The organism is Flavobacteriaceae bacterium HL-DH10 (assembly GCA_031826515.1).
GTDB lineage: Bacteria > Bacteroidota > Bacteroidia > Flavobacteriales > Flavobacteriaceae > Thalassobellus > Thalassobellus suaedae.
Genome location: CP134536.1, coordinates 869,273 through 888,253 on the forward strand (window position 1 = coordinate 869,273; position 18,981 = coordinate 888,253).

The 18,981-nt window shown below is 33.3% G+C and carries 16 protein-coding genes; 9 read left to right on the plus strand and 7 right to left on the minus strand.

Features of this window, described 5'->3' with window-relative positions; genetic code table 11:
• The first annotated feature begins 17 nt into the window (after nt 1-17).
• From RHP49_03890 to rlmB, 6 genes are all read left to right on the plus strand, one after another.
• Nucleotides 18-1,481: a SusD/RagB family nutrient-binding outer membrane lipoprotein gene (locus RHP49_03890; protein ID WNH13403.1), complete on the plus strand. Its 1,464-nt coding sequence runs from the start codon at nt 18-20 to the stop codon at nt 1,479-1,481.
• A 33-nt stretch (nt 1,482-1,514) separates the two neighbouring features.
• The gene (locus tag RHP49_03895; protein WNH13404.1) at nt 1,515-2,162 is read left to right on the plus strand and encodes a DUF5011 domain-containing protein; all 648 of its coding nucleotides are present in this window, start codon (nt 1,515-1,517) and stop codon (nt 2,160-2,162) included.
• A gap of 10 nt (nt 2,163-2,172) precedes the next feature.
• Nucleotides 2,173-2,706, plus strand: coding sequence for a lipid-binding protein (locus RHP49_03900; GenBank protein ID WNH13405.1), 534 nt, complete (start codon nt 2,173-2,175; stop codon nt 2,704-2,706).
• Between the two features lie 599 nt (nt 2,707-3,305).
• Complete coding sequence (locus RHP49_03905) at nt 3,306-6,575, plus strand: SusC/RagA family TonB-linked outer membrane protein (protein ID WNH13406.1); 3,270 nt, start codon at nt 3,306-3,308, stop codon at nt 6,573-6,575.
• An 11-nt stretch (nt 6,576-6,586) separates the two neighbouring features.
• Entirely contained in the window at nt 6,587-8,152 is a 1,566-nt protein-coding gene (locus RHP49_03910) for a SusD/RagB family nutrient-binding outer membrane lipoprotein (GenBank protein ID WNH13407.1), read from the plus strand.
• A gap of 225 nt (nt 8,153-8,377) precedes the next feature.
• Entirely contained in the window at nt 8,378-9,112 is a 735-nt protein-coding gene (rlmB, locus tag RHP49_03915) for a 23S rRNA (guanosine(2251)-2'-O)-methyltransferase RlmB (protein WNH13408.1), read from the plus strand.
• On the opposite strand, the gene RHP49_03920 is transcribed toward rlmB, so the two are convergent.
• Nucleotides 9,109-9,834 carry a rhomboid family intramembrane serine protease gene (locus RHP49_03920; protein WNH13409.1) on the minus strand — a complete coding sequence of 242 codons (726 nt, stop codon included), beginning with the start codon at nt 9,832-9,834 and terminating at the stop codon, nt 9,109-9,111. The genes rlmB and RHP49_03920 overlap by 4 nt on opposite strands.
• A gap of 187 nt (nt 9,835-10,021) precedes the next feature.
• Here RHP49_03920 and RHP49_03925 point away from each other — a divergent pair, with 187 nt between their 5' ends.
• The gene (locus RHP49_03925; protein WNH14373.1) at nt 10,022-11,299 is read left to right on the plus strand and encodes a replication-associated recombination protein A; all 1,278 of its coding nucleotides are present in this window, start codon (nt 10,022-10,024) and stop codon (nt 11,297-11,299) included.
• 159 nt (nt 11,300-11,458) lie between these two features.
• Here the strand turns inward: RHP49_03925 and RHP49_03930 are convergent, their stop codons facing one another.
• The 4 genes from RHP49_03930 to radC form a co-directional block, all read right to left on the minus strand.
• The gene (locus RHP49_03930) at nt 11,459-12,334 is read right to left on the minus strand and encodes a hypothetical protein (protein ID WNH13410.1); all 876 of its coding nucleotides are present in this window, start codon (nt 12,332-12,334) and stop codon (nt 11,459-11,461) included.
• 105 nt (nt 12,335-12,439) lie between these two features.
• Entirely contained in the window at nt 12,440-13,132 is a 693-nt protein-coding gene (locus RHP49_03935) for a YjjG family noncanonical pyrimidine nucleotidase (GenBank protein WNH13411.1), read from the minus strand.
• On the minus strand, nt 13,119-14,423 hold the full coding sequence (locus RHP49_03940; GenBank protein ID WNH13412.1) for a polysaccharide deacetylase family protein: 1,305 nt from the start codon (nt 14,421-14,423) through the stop codon (nt 13,119-13,121). Before RHP49_03940 ends, RHP49_03935 begins: the two co-directional genes overlap by 14 nt.
• Nucleotides 14,424-14,480: 57 nt before the next feature.
• Nucleotides 14,481-15,179, minus strand: coding sequence for a DNA repair protein RadC (gene radC / locus RHP49_03945; protein ID WNH13413.1), 699 nt, complete (start codon nt 15,177-15,179; stop codon nt 14,481-14,483).
• 49 nt (nt 15,180-15,228) lie between these two features.
• Between radC and RHP49_03950 the strand changes: the two genes are divergently transcribed.
• Complete coding sequence (locus RHP49_03950) at nt 15,229-16,116, plus strand: dienelactone hydrolase family protein (GenBank protein WNH13414.1); 888 nt, start codon at nt 15,229-15,231, stop codon at nt 16,114-16,116.
• 4 nt (nt 16,117-16,120) lie between these two features.
• Entirely contained in the window at nt 16,121-16,579 is a 459-nt protein-coding gene (locus RHP49_03955; GenBank protein ID WNH13415.1) for a VOC family protein, read from the plus strand.
• A 20-nt stretch (nt 16,580-16,599) separates the two neighbouring features.
• Here the strand turns inward: RHP49_03955 and RHP49_03960 are convergent, their stop codons facing one another.
• The gene (locus RHP49_03960) at nt 16,600-17,955 is read right to left on the minus strand and encodes a Mur ligase domain-containing protein (protein ID WNH13416.1); all 1,356 of its coding nucleotides are present in this window, start codon (nt 17,953-17,955) and stop codon (nt 16,600-16,602) included.
• Nucleotides 17,956-18,084: 129 nt separating this feature from the next.
• The gene (locus RHP49_03965; GenBank protein ID WNH13417.1) at nt 18,085-18,819 is read right to left on the minus strand and encodes a hypothetical protein; all 735 of its coding nucleotides are present in this window, start codon (nt 18,817-18,819) and stop codon (nt 18,085-18,087) included.
• Nucleotides 18,820-18,981: the final 162 nt, after the last annotated feature.

Consider the following 18,981-nt stretch of genomic DNA (forward strand, 5'->3'; position numbering starts at 1 on the left):
ATTTTAAAAATAAAGAAATGAAAAACATAATAAAAATTCTTTTTCTTACAGTCATGATTAGTTCATGTGAAGAAGATTTAAATATAAATACAAATCCAAATACTCCTATTGGTGTAGATAAAAGTTTTGTATTAACGGCTGCAGAAGGGTCTATAGCTACAGTTATTGGAGGAGATTTAACCAATTTAGGAGGATTTTTAGCACAATATCATACTCAATCTCCAAGCGCAAGTCAATATTTAAATATTGACACATATAATATGAATACCGATTATGCAAATAGATTATGGTCGGAACTTTATGCGGGTGCATTAAACGATTTAGAATATGTGAAAGAAGAGTCAGAATCTGAAGGTGAAACAGGAAGTAATTTAATCGCAGTATTATTACAATCTTATACATTTCAAGTTTTGACAGATCTATTTGGAGATGTTCCCTATTCTCAAACACTTCAAGGAAATGATAATATTAACCCAGCACCTGATGCTGGTGAAGATATCTATTTGGGTATTATTGAAGATATTGATGAAGCTTTAGCAAGATACAATGCTAATCCTGTGGCCTCGACAGTAGGTTCTCAAGACAACATTTATGGAGCTAATATGGATGATTGGGTTAAATTTGCGAATACTTTAAAATTAAAATTATTTATAAGAATGGCTTATACCAGTCAAGCTAATGCTAGTGCAGTTTCTGCCCTTTTAGCTGAAGATAATTTTATTACTAGTGATGCAGTATTTACAGCATACGCTGAAGAACAAGAAGAAAATAAAAACAACCCATTTTATGATGTACAACTAGATAGATTAGGAGATGTAAACAATGTTGCAAGCAACTCATTACTAATGTTTTACACGGATAATTCAGATCCTAGAATAGATGCTGTATATAGACCAACTTCGGCTGGTATACAAAGAGGATTAGATCAAGGAGATAGAGGCAGCTTCGCAAATGAAACGGCCTCAGCTTTTGCTAGACCAAAAGTTTTACCAAATACACCTGTTTACTTTATGACAGTTGCAGAGAGTAATTTTCTCCAAGCTGAAGCCCTTATTCGTTATTCTAGTGGTGCAGGAGCTAAAGATAAATATGAGCTAGGAGTTATAAATTCTTTTCTTACTTACGGTTTGACTGAAGCTGATGCCACACCATTTATTATCTCTGGGGGCGCTTATGAATATATAGCTACAGGAGGTATTGAAGATGATGTAAGACAAATTATGGTGCAAAAATGGGCGTCTTTAGCTTATGTTAACAATATTGAAGCATTTTTTGAAATTAGCAGAACAAATTATCCAGAAATTGTGGCTTTCGGTTCAGAAGATTACTCTATTGGAAACTTGATTGTGTCTATAAATTCTGTTCTACCAGGTGGTCAAACTCCCAAAACACTTTTTTATGCGGATAACGAAGTGGATAGAAACACTAATTTATCTCAGAAAGCTTCGCTTATTGAACCTATTTGGTGGGATCAGAAATAACTTACATAATACTTAATTTAAAAAATTAAAAAAATGAAAAATAAAACATTAAATAAATTCTGCTTCTTGCTGGCTATATTTTTTATAGTTGCATGTAGTGAGGAAAGACCTATAACTTCTGAAATTACATTTTTTCCTACTTTTGAAGTTTCTGGTGACCAGTACATGACTATAGAACAGGGTAGCACTTTCACGGATCCTGGAGCTATAGCACTTGCTGGAGATGGTACTCTTCCTGTTACTACATCTGGATCTGTAAACACAAGTACACTTGGCGTTTACAAGTTAGAATATAAAGCAACTAATGTTGATGGTTTTGAAGGTTCTGCTTTTAGATATGTTGCTGTTGTAGACGATTTAGCTGCTATCACAAGTAATGATTTAAGTGGAAGTTACACTAGAGATTCAAACACTGGGCATGTAATGACACTTACCAAATTAGGCGGTGCCTTTTATGATGCCGATGATGTTCTTCCAACGAACAAAATCAATGTTTTTATTGTACAAGTCTCTAGCACAGAATTAATCGCACCGAGACAGTCGAGTCGATTCGGAGATATTGTAATAGACCCAAGTGTTGAGGCTGGAAGTAGTGGAACAATTTTGGCTACTGGAGATATTACCCTTCAAACTTATATAGGATGTTGTGGTGTTTTTACTCGTCGTTTTCTTAAAAATTAATAAAAAAATTATGGATACAATAAAAAAATATATAGTTCTCGTACTAATTGGTATCATAGCCTTTACTTCTTGTGAGACTGAAGAAGGTTATGAAGATTATACTGTAGAAAATACTAACTTATCAGACATGTCTGGAGATTGGTATGTCGAAGTTTTTGTAGATGATGATTTGGTGTCAGATTATATACGTATTACAACATCTAATTCAGCTTCTTCTGAAAATAGTTTGCAAATTTATGATCACTTTAATTTTTGGTGGATGAATGTGGCTGTTCCAGCTGATCTATCGTCATTAACATTCTCTGGAACTGATTTATTAAGCAGCGTTGAAGATGATGATACAGACACAACTGATGTGTTTGAGACTTACGATGTCAATGTAAACGTTTCAAATGGTTCTGTCATAAAAGACGGAACTGTTACCTCTGGCACAGGTAATGTAGCCGACTTAATATCCTTTGATGTTGAGTTCGCTGATGACCCTGGAACCATTTATCATTTTGAAGGATATAAAAGAAGTGGATTCTTAGAAGACGAACACTAAGAAATTTACTTGTCTAATCCTAAATAATCGATATAGATTAAAAAAGGATTAAAAATAAATATTTAAACCTGAACAATAGTTTTATTGTTCAGGTTTTTTTGATTTGTATCGTTTTGGTTTTACATTATTTTGATGATGCATTTGTATTGGAGTTAGCATGTTGCTTGAAAATAGAAATTCAAATTAATAAATTTCCATTCCTATAGAAAATCAATTGAATTAGCAAAAACCAACAATAATATCATTGAAAAAAACTCGCTATTAAATCACATGATTTAAACCAAATTGGCATATCAGTTTATACACTATAAAATGTATATATTATTGAATAGAAAGTTATATCCGAAATTTAAATTTGTTAAAAACGGGCTTAAGTAAAACCATGAATGGGTATCTACATAAAAAAAATTTGAATGGCTAAACAAAAATGCTATTAAAACATAATTAATAGAATTCTTGTTTATTTTAATTGTTGGAGTTTCCACCTATTCATTAAACCACTATAGTTCAGCATTTTATTTAATTTTTTTAACACTTGTTTATTGCTATTTTAACAATTTATTAGTATTTTTAAAATGACTAATTCAAATAATTATAAAATGAAAACAAACTTTAGTGGAATTCTAACGCTATTACTAGCACTTATCGTGCAAATAACGTTTGCACAAGAAAAGACAATTTCGGGTACGGTATCAGATGATTCTGGTTTACCCCTTCCTGGAGCTACTGTCTTAGTTAAAGGTACCACAACTGGTACATCAACAGATTTCGATGGTAAATATTCAATCGCAACTGAACAAGGTTCAACACTTGTATTTAGTTTTGTTGGATATACTTCTCAAGAAATTGTGATAGGAGTATCTAACACAATTAACATCTCTATGAAGGAAGATGCAGAAACTTTAGAAGAAGTGGTTGTAACTGCATTGGGTATCTCAAGAGAAAAGAAGTCATTGGGATATGCTGTTCAAGAGGTCAGTTCTGAAGAGTTAAACAAATCACAACAGACCGATGTAATAAGTTCGCTTTCTGGTCGTGTTTCGGGAGTTCAATTAAATTCGTCCACTAATATGGGAGGATCAAAAAGAATTGTTATCCGAGGCGCAAGCTCATTTTTTGGAGAAAACCAACCTTTAATCGTATTGGATGGTCTACCTCTAGACAATTCTAACTTCAACTCAGATGCAACACAAGAAGGTAATGGTGGTTATGATTATGGAAACACACTAAATGATATAAATCCAAATGATATTGAAAGCATGACTGTATTAAAGGGTACGGCAGCGGCACTTTATGGTTCAAGAGCAGCTAATGGAGTTATTATAATTAACACAAAGAAAGGTAAAGCAGGAACGGATTCTTTTAGTATTAATATGAGTTCTTCTGTTAACATGGAGAGTGTTTATTTAATGCCCGATCTTCAAAACAAGTATGGTGGAGGTGCAATTATAGATGATGAAGATGGAGGTGTGGATGGCTTTGAAGTGGCAAACATAAACGGCTCAGACTATAAAGTTGTACAGTATGGCGTTGATGAAAGCTGGGGACCACGTTACAATCCCAATATTTCAGTGCTGCATTGGGATGCTTTCAGTGAAGATTACCCAGCAGACTATTTAATGCCCAGGCCTTGGGTAGCTCCAAAACACGGTGTTCGGGACTTTTTTGAAACTGGTGTATCAACCGTTAATTCCGTGTCTTTAACAAGAACAACTGAAAATGCAGGTTTACGATTTGGTTATACTAACACAAAAACAAGTGGAACTATCCCTAACTCTGAAATGTTGAAAAACAACTTGACTCTAAGCGGAAATATGAAATTAATGGATAAGCTTAGCTTAAGTTCATCCATGAATTATGTTAGAACAAGTGCAAAAGGACGACCTTTAATAGGTTATCCTGCTAGTAACCAAAATTTCGGTACCCCACTTGGACAAACTCTTTTTCAATGGACTCAACGTCAAATTGATTATGAGCGCTCTAAAAATTACTTAAATAGCGATGGTACTCAAAGGTCTTGGAACAGAAATGCATGGGATGACCCAACACCACACTATTCAGACAATCATCACTGGGTCGCTTATGAAAGCTATAGTGATGATGAAAGAGACCGTTTCTTTGGAAACTTTGGACTAAATTATGAAATTACTGAAGGACTTGTTCTTGGTAGCCGTGTTAGTGGGGATATATATACCTTCTATAACCGAGAACGTGTTGCCGTTGGATCGCAAGCAACATCCTTTTATTATGAATCTGTAAGAAATAACTATGAATATAATTTTGAGACAACTCTGAATTATGACAAACAAATTAACGACCAATTTCATATTAATGTCTTAGCTGGAGCAAATAAAAACAAGCAAAGATTACACCTTAATAGGGGTCAGACTTCTGGTGGATTGGTAGTTGCTAGATTATATAATTTATTAAACTCTGCCGGAAATGTATTAATTAATGATAATACTACTCAAAAAAACATTAATAGTGTTTTTGGAAGTTTAGGAATTGGATTTAATGATATGTTGTTTTTGGATTTAACGGCAAGAAATGACTGGTCTTCTACTTTACCTGAAAAACACAACTCCTACTTTTATCCGTCTGCTTCATTAAGTTTTCTTTTTTCAGAGCCTTTGGAAGTTTCTTGGTTAAATTATGGAAAAATCCGTGCAGGTTGGGCAAATATAGCTAAGGATACAGATCCTTATAATGTTATTTCGACTTACCAGTTTAATACAGATGGTACTTTTCAAGGTACACCTAGAATATTTTCGCCAGAAGACCTTTTAAACAGTAATTTAAAACCTGAAAGAACAGAGACATGGGAAATAGGTATAGAAACTAAATTTTTAAATAATAGAATTGGTTTAGACCTAACATATTTTAATAATATTACAACTGATCAAATCATCCCTTTAGAGGTATCAAAAGCTACTGGCTATAATGGTAAATTTATAAACGCAGGAGAAATAACCAATAATGGAATAGAAATAACATTACAAATCGCTCCAATTAGAACAGAAGACTTTAGTTGGGATATTGGTATTAACTACACAAAAATCAACAATGAAGTTAAGGAAATAGTTGAAGGTATCGATGCTATGGATCTTGGTAGTGCACCTTTTGATGGAGTCACTTTAAGAGCTTCTGTAGGGAAACCTTATGGAGAGCTTTGGGGGTATGACTTTCTTTATGACGATGACGGAAATAAAGTAGTTGGTTCGAATGGCTATTGGAGTAGGACTGCAAACCTGGTTCCGTTAGGTTCTATTACTCCAGACTATAATATGGGTATTAGAAATTCTTTTTCGTATAAGAACTTCGATCTAAGCTTCTTATTTGATATCCAAAAAGGAGGTAAATTTTATTCTGTTTCACATATGTGGGGACACTATGCAGGTACATGGGGGCCTACTGCCGCTGTAAATGATCAAGGCAATGAAATACGTGACCCTGTAAGTGAAGGGGGAGGTATTCGTCTAGATGGTGTTACCGGTGATGTTACTTTTAACACAGATGGTACTTACACGGTTTCAAATACTGCAACAAATGACAAATATGTGTCTGGACAAGGTTGGGCTGCAAGACATTATCATGGGTTTGGGATGCCAAGTGCCCAAAGTGTTTTTGATGCAGATTATGTTAAATTGAGAGAATTAGCATTGGGATATGACCTTGATGTTAGCAAACTTAAAAATATTAAATCTGTACGTTTCTCAGTTTACGGAAGAAACTTATGGACATTTGGTCTAGACTACGCTGGTCTCGATCCTGAGGTTACAGTTAATGGTTCAGGAAACGTTCAAGGTATTGAAGGAAGTTTTATTCCAACGACGCGCACTTATGGCTTTAAAGTAGAAATAGGAATTTAAAAAAACAAACAATGAAAAGAATAAATATAAAGATTCTCTCACTAGTAATGATTGTATTATTCAGTGCCTGTGATGTAGATTACGAAAACAATCCAAACGAAATTACCGATCCACCAACATCTGGATTGCTTAACGATGCTGTTAAAAAAATGATGGACGACCTATATGACGAATGGTTTATGGGTAGATTCACCCAAGTAACGGTTCAATATTGGACTCAAACAGCTTATGCTGATGAAGACAGATATGTATATAGGGAATCTCAACGCGAAACCTGGGAACAATTTTATAGAAATGCTGAAAATATCCGTAGGGTAATTCAGCTAAACACTGATGAAAGCACAAAAACAATTAACAGTCAATACGGCTCAAATAATAACCAAATAGCTGTTGCCAGAATACTACTTTCATTTACTTTCAACGTTATGGCTGATACATGGGGAGATATACCCTATTACTCATATGGAAGTGATGACGCCGACTTTCAAGCCTTAAACTTAGCAGGTGCAGAAATGGAGATTCTATCTCCTAAATATGCTGAGCAATCCAAAATTTACAAAGACATTTTAAACGAACTTCAAGAAGCTGAAGCCATGATAAATGTTAATGAAACTGGAGTTGTTGGCGATAATATATTTAATGGTGATATGGCTTTGTGGAAAAAATTTGCAAATTCCCTTAGACTTCGCGTAGCAATAAAAATAAAAGGTGTAGATGCAACCACTGCTAATTCTCATATTACTGATGCCGTAAATAAGGGTGTATTTACTTCAAATTCTGACAATGCCGGATTTGGCTATGAGGCAGCCGCTACTAATGCCGCTCCATTTTATGTCGCATTTAATGTAAGTAACAGAGCCGACTTTGCTATATCCCACCCTTTCACACAACTACTATTGGGTAACAATTTAGTAGACCATTCAGGAACAGATATTGTTAATAACCCGTTTGAAGGAATGATGGATCCTAGAATAGAAATTTATGCTAAGAAAAATAGTAATGGCGACTATGTTGGTATGCCAATATCTGATAACTCTGCAGACGCTGGCGTCTATTCGTATGAAAGCCCTCCGGGAGCTGTTATTATAGATAAGCCCGATTACACGCAATATTTAATGGAATTTGCAGAAGTTTCATTTATTTTGAGCGAAGTAAATAACTGGGATCAAACCAATTACGAAAATGGTGTAAGAGCATCAATGAGTAAATGGGGAGTTGCTCAAGCTGATATTGACTCTTATGTTAGCAACCTTCCACCTGCAAGTATGGAGACTGTACTTACACAAAAATATATAGCTCTTTATATGGATGCGCATACTGCCTGGCAAGAATACAGACGTACAGGGTATCCAATGACCCTCTTAACTCCCGGGACTGAATTTAGTGTTACACCCGTAGCTGGTACCACCCTTGATTATACATTCACTTCTTTAGTTGAAGGAGTTACGGACTTGCCTTTTAGATTACAATATCCAGATTTTGAAAGAACATTAAATGGAGACAATAGAGATGAAGCCGTTTCTCGATTGAGTAAGGGTGACGTTATCGATTCGAAATTATGGTGGGATATGAATTAAATAAATAATATTGAAGTTTATTAATCAATCGATAATAAGGAGGAGCAAAGCTCCTCCTTTTATTTTCTTAATGTCTTATCCTGCATAAATTTTATGCACAGGATTATAATCCAATCTCTTAATTAAAAAAAAACGGAGTAAAATCAAGAAAAATATTCCTTTAATAAAAAACCCTTTTTCAAGTTAAACTTCAAAGACCAGTAACTTTTTTTATACCTTTACCCCATGCAAGAACAAACACAAATTTTTGGTATTAGAGCTATCATAGAAGCTATTAATTCGGGTAAAACTATTGATAAAGTTTTTCTTCAAAAAGGTTTAAAAGGAGAGCTGTTCAGTGAGTTAGAGACTGCATTAAGAAAAAACAGTATTAACTCGTCTTACGTTCCTGTTGAAAAACTTAACAGATTAACTCGAAGTAACCACCAAGGTGCTGTTGCTCAAATATCGCCTATCGCTTTTCATGATATGGAAACATTAGTTACAAGTGTTATTGAATCTGGGAAGACTCCACTGTTTTTACTACTCGACCAATTAAGCGATGTGCGAAATTTTGGTGCTATTATTAGAACTGCAGAATGTACTGGTGTTGACGGTATTATTATACAAAAAAGAGGTGGTGCTCCTGTAAATGGTGATACTATCAAAACAAGTGCAGGTGCCGTTTTTAAAATTCCTATTTGTAAAGTAGACCACATTAAAGACGCTGTATTTTTCATGCAAGCATCAGATATAAAAGTGATTGCTGCTACCGAAAAAACGGATAATACTTTATATGATGTTTCTTTTAAAGAACCTTGTGCTATTATTATGGGATCTGAAGACAGAGGCATAAACCCATCTACATTAAAAGTTGTGGACGCCAAAGCAAAATTACCTTTATTGGGTGAGATAGAATCTTTGAATGTGTCTGTTGCCTGTGGTGCTTTTTTGTATGAAGCTGTGAGACAACGCCGTTAATCTTTATTTTCTTTGTATGTATAATTTATAGTAGGTGGCTCCGCTTCTATTTCTGGTTCTAAAGATTCTATAAAATTTCCATCTGCATCAAAATGTTTTAAAAACGGATCATCATCTTCATTATAATTTTCTTGTTCCCAAGCATATTTTTTGGGTTTTGCTATTTGTTTTTTAAAAAATAAAGCGAATAAAAACCCCGTTATTAAACCCGATAAATGTCCTTCCCATGAAATACCTTCTTTAACAGGCATAGTATACCAAATCATACTTCCATAGAGAAAAACAACTAAAAGGGATAAGGCTATTAAGCGGTAATACTTCGCAAAAACACCTTTAAAAAAAGTAAAACTTACTAATACATAAATGAGTCCGCTTGCTCCAATATGATAGGACGGGCGTCCAATACACCAAGTTAAAAACCCTGAAAATAAAATCCCTAAAAAAACAACTTTCCAAGCTATAGGCTTGTAGAAATAAAACAATGCCATTGATAATACAAACAAAGGAATGGTATTATGGTATATGTGTTTTATATCGCCATGTATAAACGGACTTAAAACAATACCTCGTAATCCTTTTATAGTTTGAGGATACACGCCGTACTTACTAAAATTGAAACCAAAACGTACCTCAAACCAAAACACCAACCAAATAATAAGCACAAAAAAAATAGGATAAGCCACTACTCCTGTTGAAAATTTAAAATGTTCTTGGTTTTTCATTAGCTTAAATATAGCAAATAGTTAACCAACTTGGTGTTTGGTGCTAAAATGGCAGATATAATTGTCCAAAGGATTATGCATTGGGAAACATGCCCAAATTAAAATAAAACATAACTTTATATATCCAAATTCTTTTAAAAGATTCCTGTTTTCACAGGAATAAAAACTTTAATTTTACATTATGAATGTGAATGAACCTTTAGCGGAACGATTAAGACCGAAAACTTTAGAAGACTATATAAGTCAAACACACCTAGTTGGAAAAACCGGTACGCTAACGCAACATATAAAACAAGGACTCATTCCGTCTATGATTTTTTGGGGACCACCAGGCATTGGTAAAACCACGCTTGCCAATATTATTGCAACTGAATCTGGCAGACCTTTTTATACCCTTAGTGCTATAAATTCTGGAGTTAAGGATATTCGTGATGTTATTGAAAAAGCAAAACAAAGTGGTGGTTTGTTTACAACCAAAAACCCCATTTTATTTATTGATGAAATACATAGGTTTAGTAAATCGCAACAAGACTCGTTATTACAAGCTGTAGAGAAAGGTTGGGTAACTTTAATTGGAGCGACTACCGAAAACCCGAGTTTTGAGGTCATTCCCGCACTACTTTCTCGCTGTCAAGTTTACATTTTAAATGCATTTGACAAAACCGATTTAGAGACCCTTTTAAAGCGGGCAATAGAAAAAGATGAATACTTAGCTAAAAAAGATATAAAACTTAAAGAAACCAATGCACTTATAAGGCTTTCGGGAGGTGATGCTAGAAAACTTTTAAATATTTTTGAGTTGATTGTAAACTCTGAAAATTCAGATACGGTTATTATTACAGATGATAGTGTATTACAAAAAATTCAAAATAATACGGTGCGTTACGATAAAACAGGCGAACAGCATTATGATATTATTTCGGCATTTATAAAATCTATTCGTGGCAGCGATCCTAATGCTGCGGTTTATTGGTTAGCACGTATGATTGAAGGTGGCGAAGATGTTAAATTTATTGCCAGACGTTTACTTATTTCAGCTAGCGAAGATATTGGAAATGCCAACCCAACGGCTTTGGTAATTGCCAACAACACATTTCAAGCCGTTTCTACAATCGGCTATCCAGAATCTAGGATTATATTAAGTCAGTGCGCTACGTATTTAGCTTGTTCTCCTAAAAGCAATGCGGCTTATGTGGCTATTGGCAATGCGCAACAATTGGTGAAACAAACGGGCGATTTATCAGTGCCATTAGGCATTAGAAATGCACCAACAAAATTAATGAAAGAGCTTGGATATGGTGATGATTACAAATACGCTCACAACTACGAAGGCAACTTTGCCAATCAAGAATTTTTACCAGACGCCATTAAAAATACTACATTTTACGAACCTGGAAATAATGCTCGAGAAAACGCACACCGCGAATTTTTAAAACAACGTTGGAAAGATAAATACGGTTATTAATTTTTGGGCGTTACCTTTATCCTGAATTAATTTCAGGATAAAAGTCGGGCTTTCCGCTATATCTTTTTATATTGGATTCCTGCGAATGCAGCAATCCAACATAAAAAGGATGCCGCATCAATCCCTAACGCAACATCTCATTACAAAATAAGTTTTTAATTAAAATTTAATATTCAGAACTTCTTGTTTTAAAACATCATTTTCATAATATTCTAAAATCCAATCGCTACCTTTTTTAGATAAAGTGCCATTTTTACTTATAACTAAAAAAACATCCTTCATGCTAGTTTTCTTAATTTTATAAATCACTTTTGGAGAACTATCAACTAACTGAAAACCATTTTCTATTTCTTGAGCATATAAAACAGAAGTTGATGCTTTCATATCAACTTTTTCTTTTGTATTTTTTACTTCTTTTGTCTGTACTTTTACAACAGGAGCCTTTTTCACTACCTCAACAACAGTCTCTTCAACCTCAATAACCTCAGCTTTCTTTTCTTCTTTAAGTGCTTGAATTTCTTCTTTTAATTTTTTAATTTCTTTGGCAACTTCATTTTTGACCTCTGTATTTTCTGTTGCAACCATAACATCTTTTGCTTTTGGCTCGTATTTATAATTAACAGCTTCAAAAGACTTAAAAGCATTTCTAATCGCTTCTGTATAAGCCTTATTATATTCCTTCTCTCTACTTTCTCCTAGTTGCGATGTAAATACTACTTGGTCGTTACACCCTTTTAGGGTTATTAATAATTTCGTTTTAAAAAGCCCAGCATCTTTTGTAACATTAGATCGTAGTGCTAAACATCTATTTCGCACTAAATCTTCTGGGTATTCATCACCTTCCATTAAAGTTTCGAACCCATATTTATTAAATAAGAATTGAGTTAATGCATTTAATTGGTATTGATTACTCTCTTTTAAAAAATCATATTTTGTTGGAACAATTACATATTTGTAGTCGTTTAAATTAGCTTGAGAAAATACACTTGTTACAATTAAACACGCAACAAGTAACGAGAAAAACTTAGTCTTCATTTTTATTAAATATATTGTTAAAACTTAAATGTAAATATACGGTTTGTGTATGTTAAATTATAAAATCATCCAATTTAAACTAGATAATTAACTTTTATTTTAGATTTATAAATACTTTTTCAAATCTAAAAGTGTATTAATTTGTTTCAAATTATTATCTATAGTCACATTATTAACATCAAAAAAAATAGCATCCATTCCTATTTCTAAAGCACCTAAAATATCGGCTTCATAATTATCGCCTATCATAACGCTTTTACTAACATCAGTATTTGCTAATTCTAATGCATAATTAAATATTTTAGGGTTTGGTTTTTTAACGCCAACCATTTCTGAATTTGTAACCGTTTTAAAATAATGGTGAATATTAGATTTCGTTAATTTACCATGTTGCACGTCTTCAAAGCCATTAGTAATAATATGAAGATTATAGGTTACATTAAGATACTCTAGGATTTCAAAAGTATGATCAAACAAATGATTATAACTTGTTAAGTGTGTTATATAATCATCTGATAATTTATAAATTAAAGACGATTCAATTTGAATATCGATTGCTAAAAAAGCATCATTCAACCTTCCAAAACGTAAAGCTTCTTTCTCTATTTTTTCTTCTCTATAAAGCTTCCAATATTGTAAATTTATAGGTTCATAATGCGATAAAAAATGGTGTAAATCAACGTCTATATTATTTATTTCAAATATCTTATTAAATGTTAAGGCGGAGTTTTTATCAAAATCCCAAAGAGTGTGATCTAAATCGAAAAACACATCGGTAATACCATTAAGCTTCATCATTTGCAGAATCTAAAATTATATTAAACAACTCTTTAAAACCGCTCCATCTTTGGTCATCGCTAAACGTATAATTATGAAATACAGGAACAAACTCACCATTAACTTGTTTTACTTCATTAATAACTTCATTTAAAACTTTCTTTTTATCTAGTAACGATTTTGTTTTTAACAAGGCATAATCCATAAGATGATAAGGACAAATTTTTAAAGGTGTTTGTATTTCATAATCTAAATCGTAAAACAAAAAAGGCGTGCACGACCCTGCCCTAAAACCAATTTCATTTACGTAACCCATAGTATAGTCTTCTCTAATTTCTAATTCTATATAGTTTCTATAAGACTCAGGTAAATTAAGCTTAGAAAACGACTGTCTGCAAGCTTTTAGCGGATTGTTAATAATCTCTTCTATCCTAATTTTTTCCTTTTTCAAAATAGACGCATCATCAATAGCGAAAAACGACGTTTTTAAGCCTACTTTACTATAATCTGCTACATGCTTTATAAGTGATACAAACCCTTTTTTATTAGCATTTATCCCTTTATCATAAGTAGAATAATCGCCAATCATGAAGAAAAACAAAAACTTGAATTTTGATTGTTTTTGCCTGTTAATTACATATTTAAAAGTATCAAATGGGTCATGCTTAAAACCAAGAATCACCATAAATCTATAATACAAACTTTTAAACCTAAAACTAAATAAATCTTTTATAGTACCTCCCAAAGTTCTCATGATTCCTTTTAATTTATAGGTATAAGCACTAGGCACATCTATAATAGGTTTTATACGATATGATTTTTCAGGATACTGAAATTCTGGAAATTGATTTTGTAAAGCAGCTTTAAACTTATAAGCCCAAATATCTACTACGGGTTGATGTAAAAAATTGTTTTTATAAGCAATACTTTCTGAAGCAGTAAACCTACCATATTCATCTTTTACATGTGGTAAATATTCTTCGTAACGCGATAGTAAATAAAAGGAAGCTGAAAAAATATCAAACGGAATGGAACTCTTTTCACCTATGTAAAAAAAACATTTGGTTGTACCCCAGTCGTGTATATTAATTTCAACATCACTTAACCCCTGCTCAAATAAAATATCATGACTTTTAACAAAAAATTCATTACCTAACTGCTGTTTTGTATAAGACATCTTTAAACTATCGTGAGCAATAAAGTCTTCAATTTTAGTTGTAAAAGACACTTGTATACCTAAAACTCTAGTACAAATATGTTTAAAAACATATTTTACGCGTGGTGTTATTTTATGTGTATAAACTAAAAGCATAGCCCCTCTCTGTCCTTTGGACATCTCTCCCAAAGGGAGAGAATATCGTTAATCAATTCATAATATTCCTTCATCAGCAAAACTAAAGTATGCATTTTCTGTTATAATAAGGTGGTCTAATACTTTTATATCTAAACTTTCTGCAGCTATTTTTAATTTAGATGTAATATGCTTATCGGCTTCACTCGGTTTCAAAGCCCCTGACGGATGATTATGCGCTAAAATTAATCCTGTAGCACCAACTTCTAACGAACTTTTAATAACCAAACGCACATCTACCAATGTACCTGTAATACCACCTTTACTTAACTGATTTTTTTGAATTACCTTGTTCGAATTATTTAAATAGATAACCCAAAACTCTTCATGCTGCAAGTCGCCAATAACAGGTTGCATAAGTTCGAAAACCGAATTACTAGACGTTATTTTCTTTTTCTCTAAAGCCTGTTCGCCTCTTCTACGTCTTCCTAATTCTAAAGCCGCAGTAATTGTTATGGCTTTTGCTTCTCCTATACCTTTAAACTCTGTAAGTTGTTTAACAGACAACTTTCCTAATTCGTTTAAATTATTATCTACACTTGCTAAAATTCGTTTACACAATGCTACCGCGCTTTCTTCTCTGTTACCCGATCCTATTAAAATAGCAACCAACTCTGCATCGCTTAGCGTAGCTTTACCTTTATACAATAATTTTTCACGAGGCTGATCATCTTGGCTCCAATTCTTTATAGAAAATGATGATGGTTTTTCTTGCATTTGTTAAAGATAAATATTGTAAATTAGAGAAGCAATAAAAATTTGAATTATGAAAAAACTAACTAAAGAAGATATTAACCAAGAAGTTTTTGATTTATATGATGACTATGCCCATAACAAAATTGATAGACGTCAATTTGTTGAAAAACTTTCGCTCTATGCTGTTGGTAGTATTACGGTAGGATCCCTTTTGAGCTTTATCACTCCAAATTATGTCGATACTCTTTTGGTACAGCCAGATGATCCCAATCTAGATTCAAACTATATTACCTATTCGTCTCCCAAAGGTGGTGGTACCATTAAAGGTCTTTTATCTAAACCAAAAGATTCAACGAATAAGTTACCAGGAATTATTGTTGTTCATGAAAATCGTGGTCTAAACCCATATATTGAAGATGTTGGTAGACGTGCAGCTCTTGAAGGCTTTATTTCTCTGGCTCCAGATGCGTTATCGCCTTTAGGGGGTTATCCTGGGAATGATGATGAAGGTCGCACATTACAACGCCAGCGAGATAGAAATGAAATGCTTGAAGATTTCATTGCTGCTTATAATTACTTAAGCAATCACAAAAATTGTAATGGGAAAATAGGCGTTGTAGGATTTTGTTTTGGCGGCTGGATTGCTAATATGATGGCTGTAAAGCTGCCAACGTTAAAAGCTGCGGTTCCGTTTTATGGCGGACAACCATCAGCAGAAGATGCTGCTAAAATAAAAGCACCTCTATTGCTACAATATGCTGGATTAGACACTCGTGTAAATGCAGGTTGGACAGACTATGAAACCGTTCTTAAAGAAAACAACATTGAGCATACCGCATATTTTTACCCAGAAGTAAATCATGGGTTTCATAATAATACCACACCACGTTATGATGACAAAGCAGCTACATTAGCTTGGGATAGAACGGTAGCATTTTTTAAAGAAAAACTTAAATAAAACGATGAAAAAAATAATTTTATTAATCATTTTCATTCCGTTTTACAGTCCTATAAGTGCACAAAACAATTCTGATTTTTCTATGAATTTTAATCATGTGGCACTTTCTGTAAAAGACCTTGATGAATCGGCTAAATTTTACATGAATACTTTAAACCTTAAAGAAATTACAAATAAAACCAAGAAAGCAAGTAGAAGATGGCTATCGTTAGGTGAGGGCAAAGAATTGCATTTAATTTCAGATTATAATGGTAATGTTATAGTAAATAAGGCTGTACATATGGCATTAACAACATCTAACTTTGACTCCTTTATAAAAAAACTTCAAGCAATGCAAATTAAGTATTATGATTGGCCAGGAAACCAAAACATAATAAGTATTCGAGCTGATGGAATAAGACAGGTGTTCTTTCAGGACCCAAATGGCTATTGGATTGAGGTTAATAGTGTGGGAGAAAACTAGTATAGTATTGAAATAATAAACTACTTTATAAGTCCCTTAACAGCATCAAAATCCAGTCCGCCATAATTACCCGAACTCATTAAAAGCAACGCTTTATTATCAAAATTCTGCGAGAATAAAAATGCTTTAAAATCGTCTGGGTTAGTATAAATAATTAAATCATCACGCTGAAAAGCATTCGCAATCTGCTCATGTGTGACTTCTTTAAGTTTTTTAATTTCTACCGCATTTGGCGAATAGAATACCACAGCAACATCGGCAGCATCTAAAGCTCCTTTATATTCTTTTAAAAACTCCGCATTTAAACTACTATACGTATGCAATTCTAAACACGCCACTAAAATTCTATTTTCGTATTGCTCTTTCACAGCTTTTGTAGTAGCTTCTACTTTACTTGGTGAGTGTGCAAAATCTTTATAAACCACACTGTTTTTGCTTTCAGCTATTTTTTCTAAACGCTTGCTTGCACCTTTAAACGTGGCAATGGCTTCGTAGAAATCATCTTCATCAACACCCATGTGCTGGCAAATCCACTTGGCTCCTGCTAAATTGTTCAAGTTATGTTTTCCAAAAACTTCAATGGGTAATACTCCTTCTGGAGTTTCTAAAAGTGTTTCGCCATTTTCAACGGTATATTCCGGGGTATGATAAGGCAGTTTTCTAATGGTATTTTGAGACGCTTCAACAACGCGCTTAACTTCTAGATCTTCTTCATTATAATTAATACTACCACCACTTACAATGGAATCTACAAAGATGCTAAACTGCTCAACATAATTCTCGTAGGTTGGAAACACATTGATATGATCCCAAGCGATACCACTCAACAAAGCTATATTAGGTTTGTATAAATGAAATTTTGGGCGCATATCTATAGGGGAACTTAAATACTCATCCCCTTCTAAAACCATGAAATCGTTATCTTCGGTAAGTTTTACCATCACATCAAAACCTTCTAATTGTGCGCCTACCATATAATCGACATCGCGATCATGATAATGCATCACGTGTAAAATCATAGAAGTTATAGTTGTCTTACCGTGGCTACCACCAATAACCACTCGCGTTTTGTGTTTAGCTTGTTCGTACAAAAACTCTGGGTAACTATAAATTTTAAGCCCTAATTCTTGGGCTTTTAAAAGCTCAGGATTATCAGCTTTTGCATGCATACCTAAAACTATAGCGTCTAAATTTTGAGTGATCTTCTCTGGATACCAACCAAAAGCTTCTGGCAACAGTCCTTTAGTATCTAATCTAGATTTTGAAGGTTCAAAAATAGTATCATCGCTTCCTGTTACTTGGTATCCTTTATTGTGTAATGCTATGGCTAAATTATGCATGGCAGAACCTCCAATAGCTATAAAATGTACGTTCATGTGTTTGTTTTGAATTCTAAAATGTCACTTCAAATAATTCCTAAATACCCAAAATTATATCGTGAAGTAAATATATGAATTGATTGGTTTTTGCCACTAAAGACAGCTATTAATTTTTAATATTAAATTTTATAACTGCTTTTTTTCTAAAGCTTGTATTTGTTCTAGCAAATCTTTGTCTTGATGCTGTTCATAAGCTGCATAAAGATTCGAAATAGCTTTTTCATGTTGATTTTGCGAAATATAAAAACGTGTTAGCTTATCATAACAAATTAACGATCCGCCTTCTTCAATAGCTTGCTTATAATATTTTTCGGCTAACTCAAGTTCATTATCATACTCATAAATATATCCTTTTGCCAAATAGCCATCAACTTTTGAGAGGTTTTCTAATTCTTGTGCATAATGCAAGGATTTACTTTTACTACCTCCAAAAACTCCTGGTAATTGCATATACAATTCTACTAAAGCCCAGCGGGTTTCGAGATGGCTAGGATCTAATTGGGCTGCTTTAATAAATGAGGCTTTCACATCACCAATAAACCCTATAGCCTTAAATTTATTTTGCAATGCTTTCATACCTAAAACACCACCATATTTGTAATGATAATTAGCATTACCAGGGTTCGCTTTTACTAACTTCTCATAAGTCCCAATAGCATCGTCCCACTTTTTTTGATGACCATAAGTATCTCCTAAAAGTTCAATAGCGTTTAGACTACTTGGGTTTTCAATAAGATATTGACTAATTAAAACTTCGGCTTTTTCAAATTGTTTATTCTCAAATAATTCTTCTACGGTATCAAGACTTGTTTGACTAAAAACCAATACAGGACAAAGAAATAAGAATAATAGTTTTTTCATAATATGGAATCGATAGCACAAAAATAAGCTTTCATTAATAAACTTAAAAATTAACAATAATACTGTATAACAGTTGCTATCTATTTTAGATATAAAAATCCTACCTTCACTCAACCAAACAATCACTTTACTCATTGGTGCTTTTTTGGTATAACTTTTGAA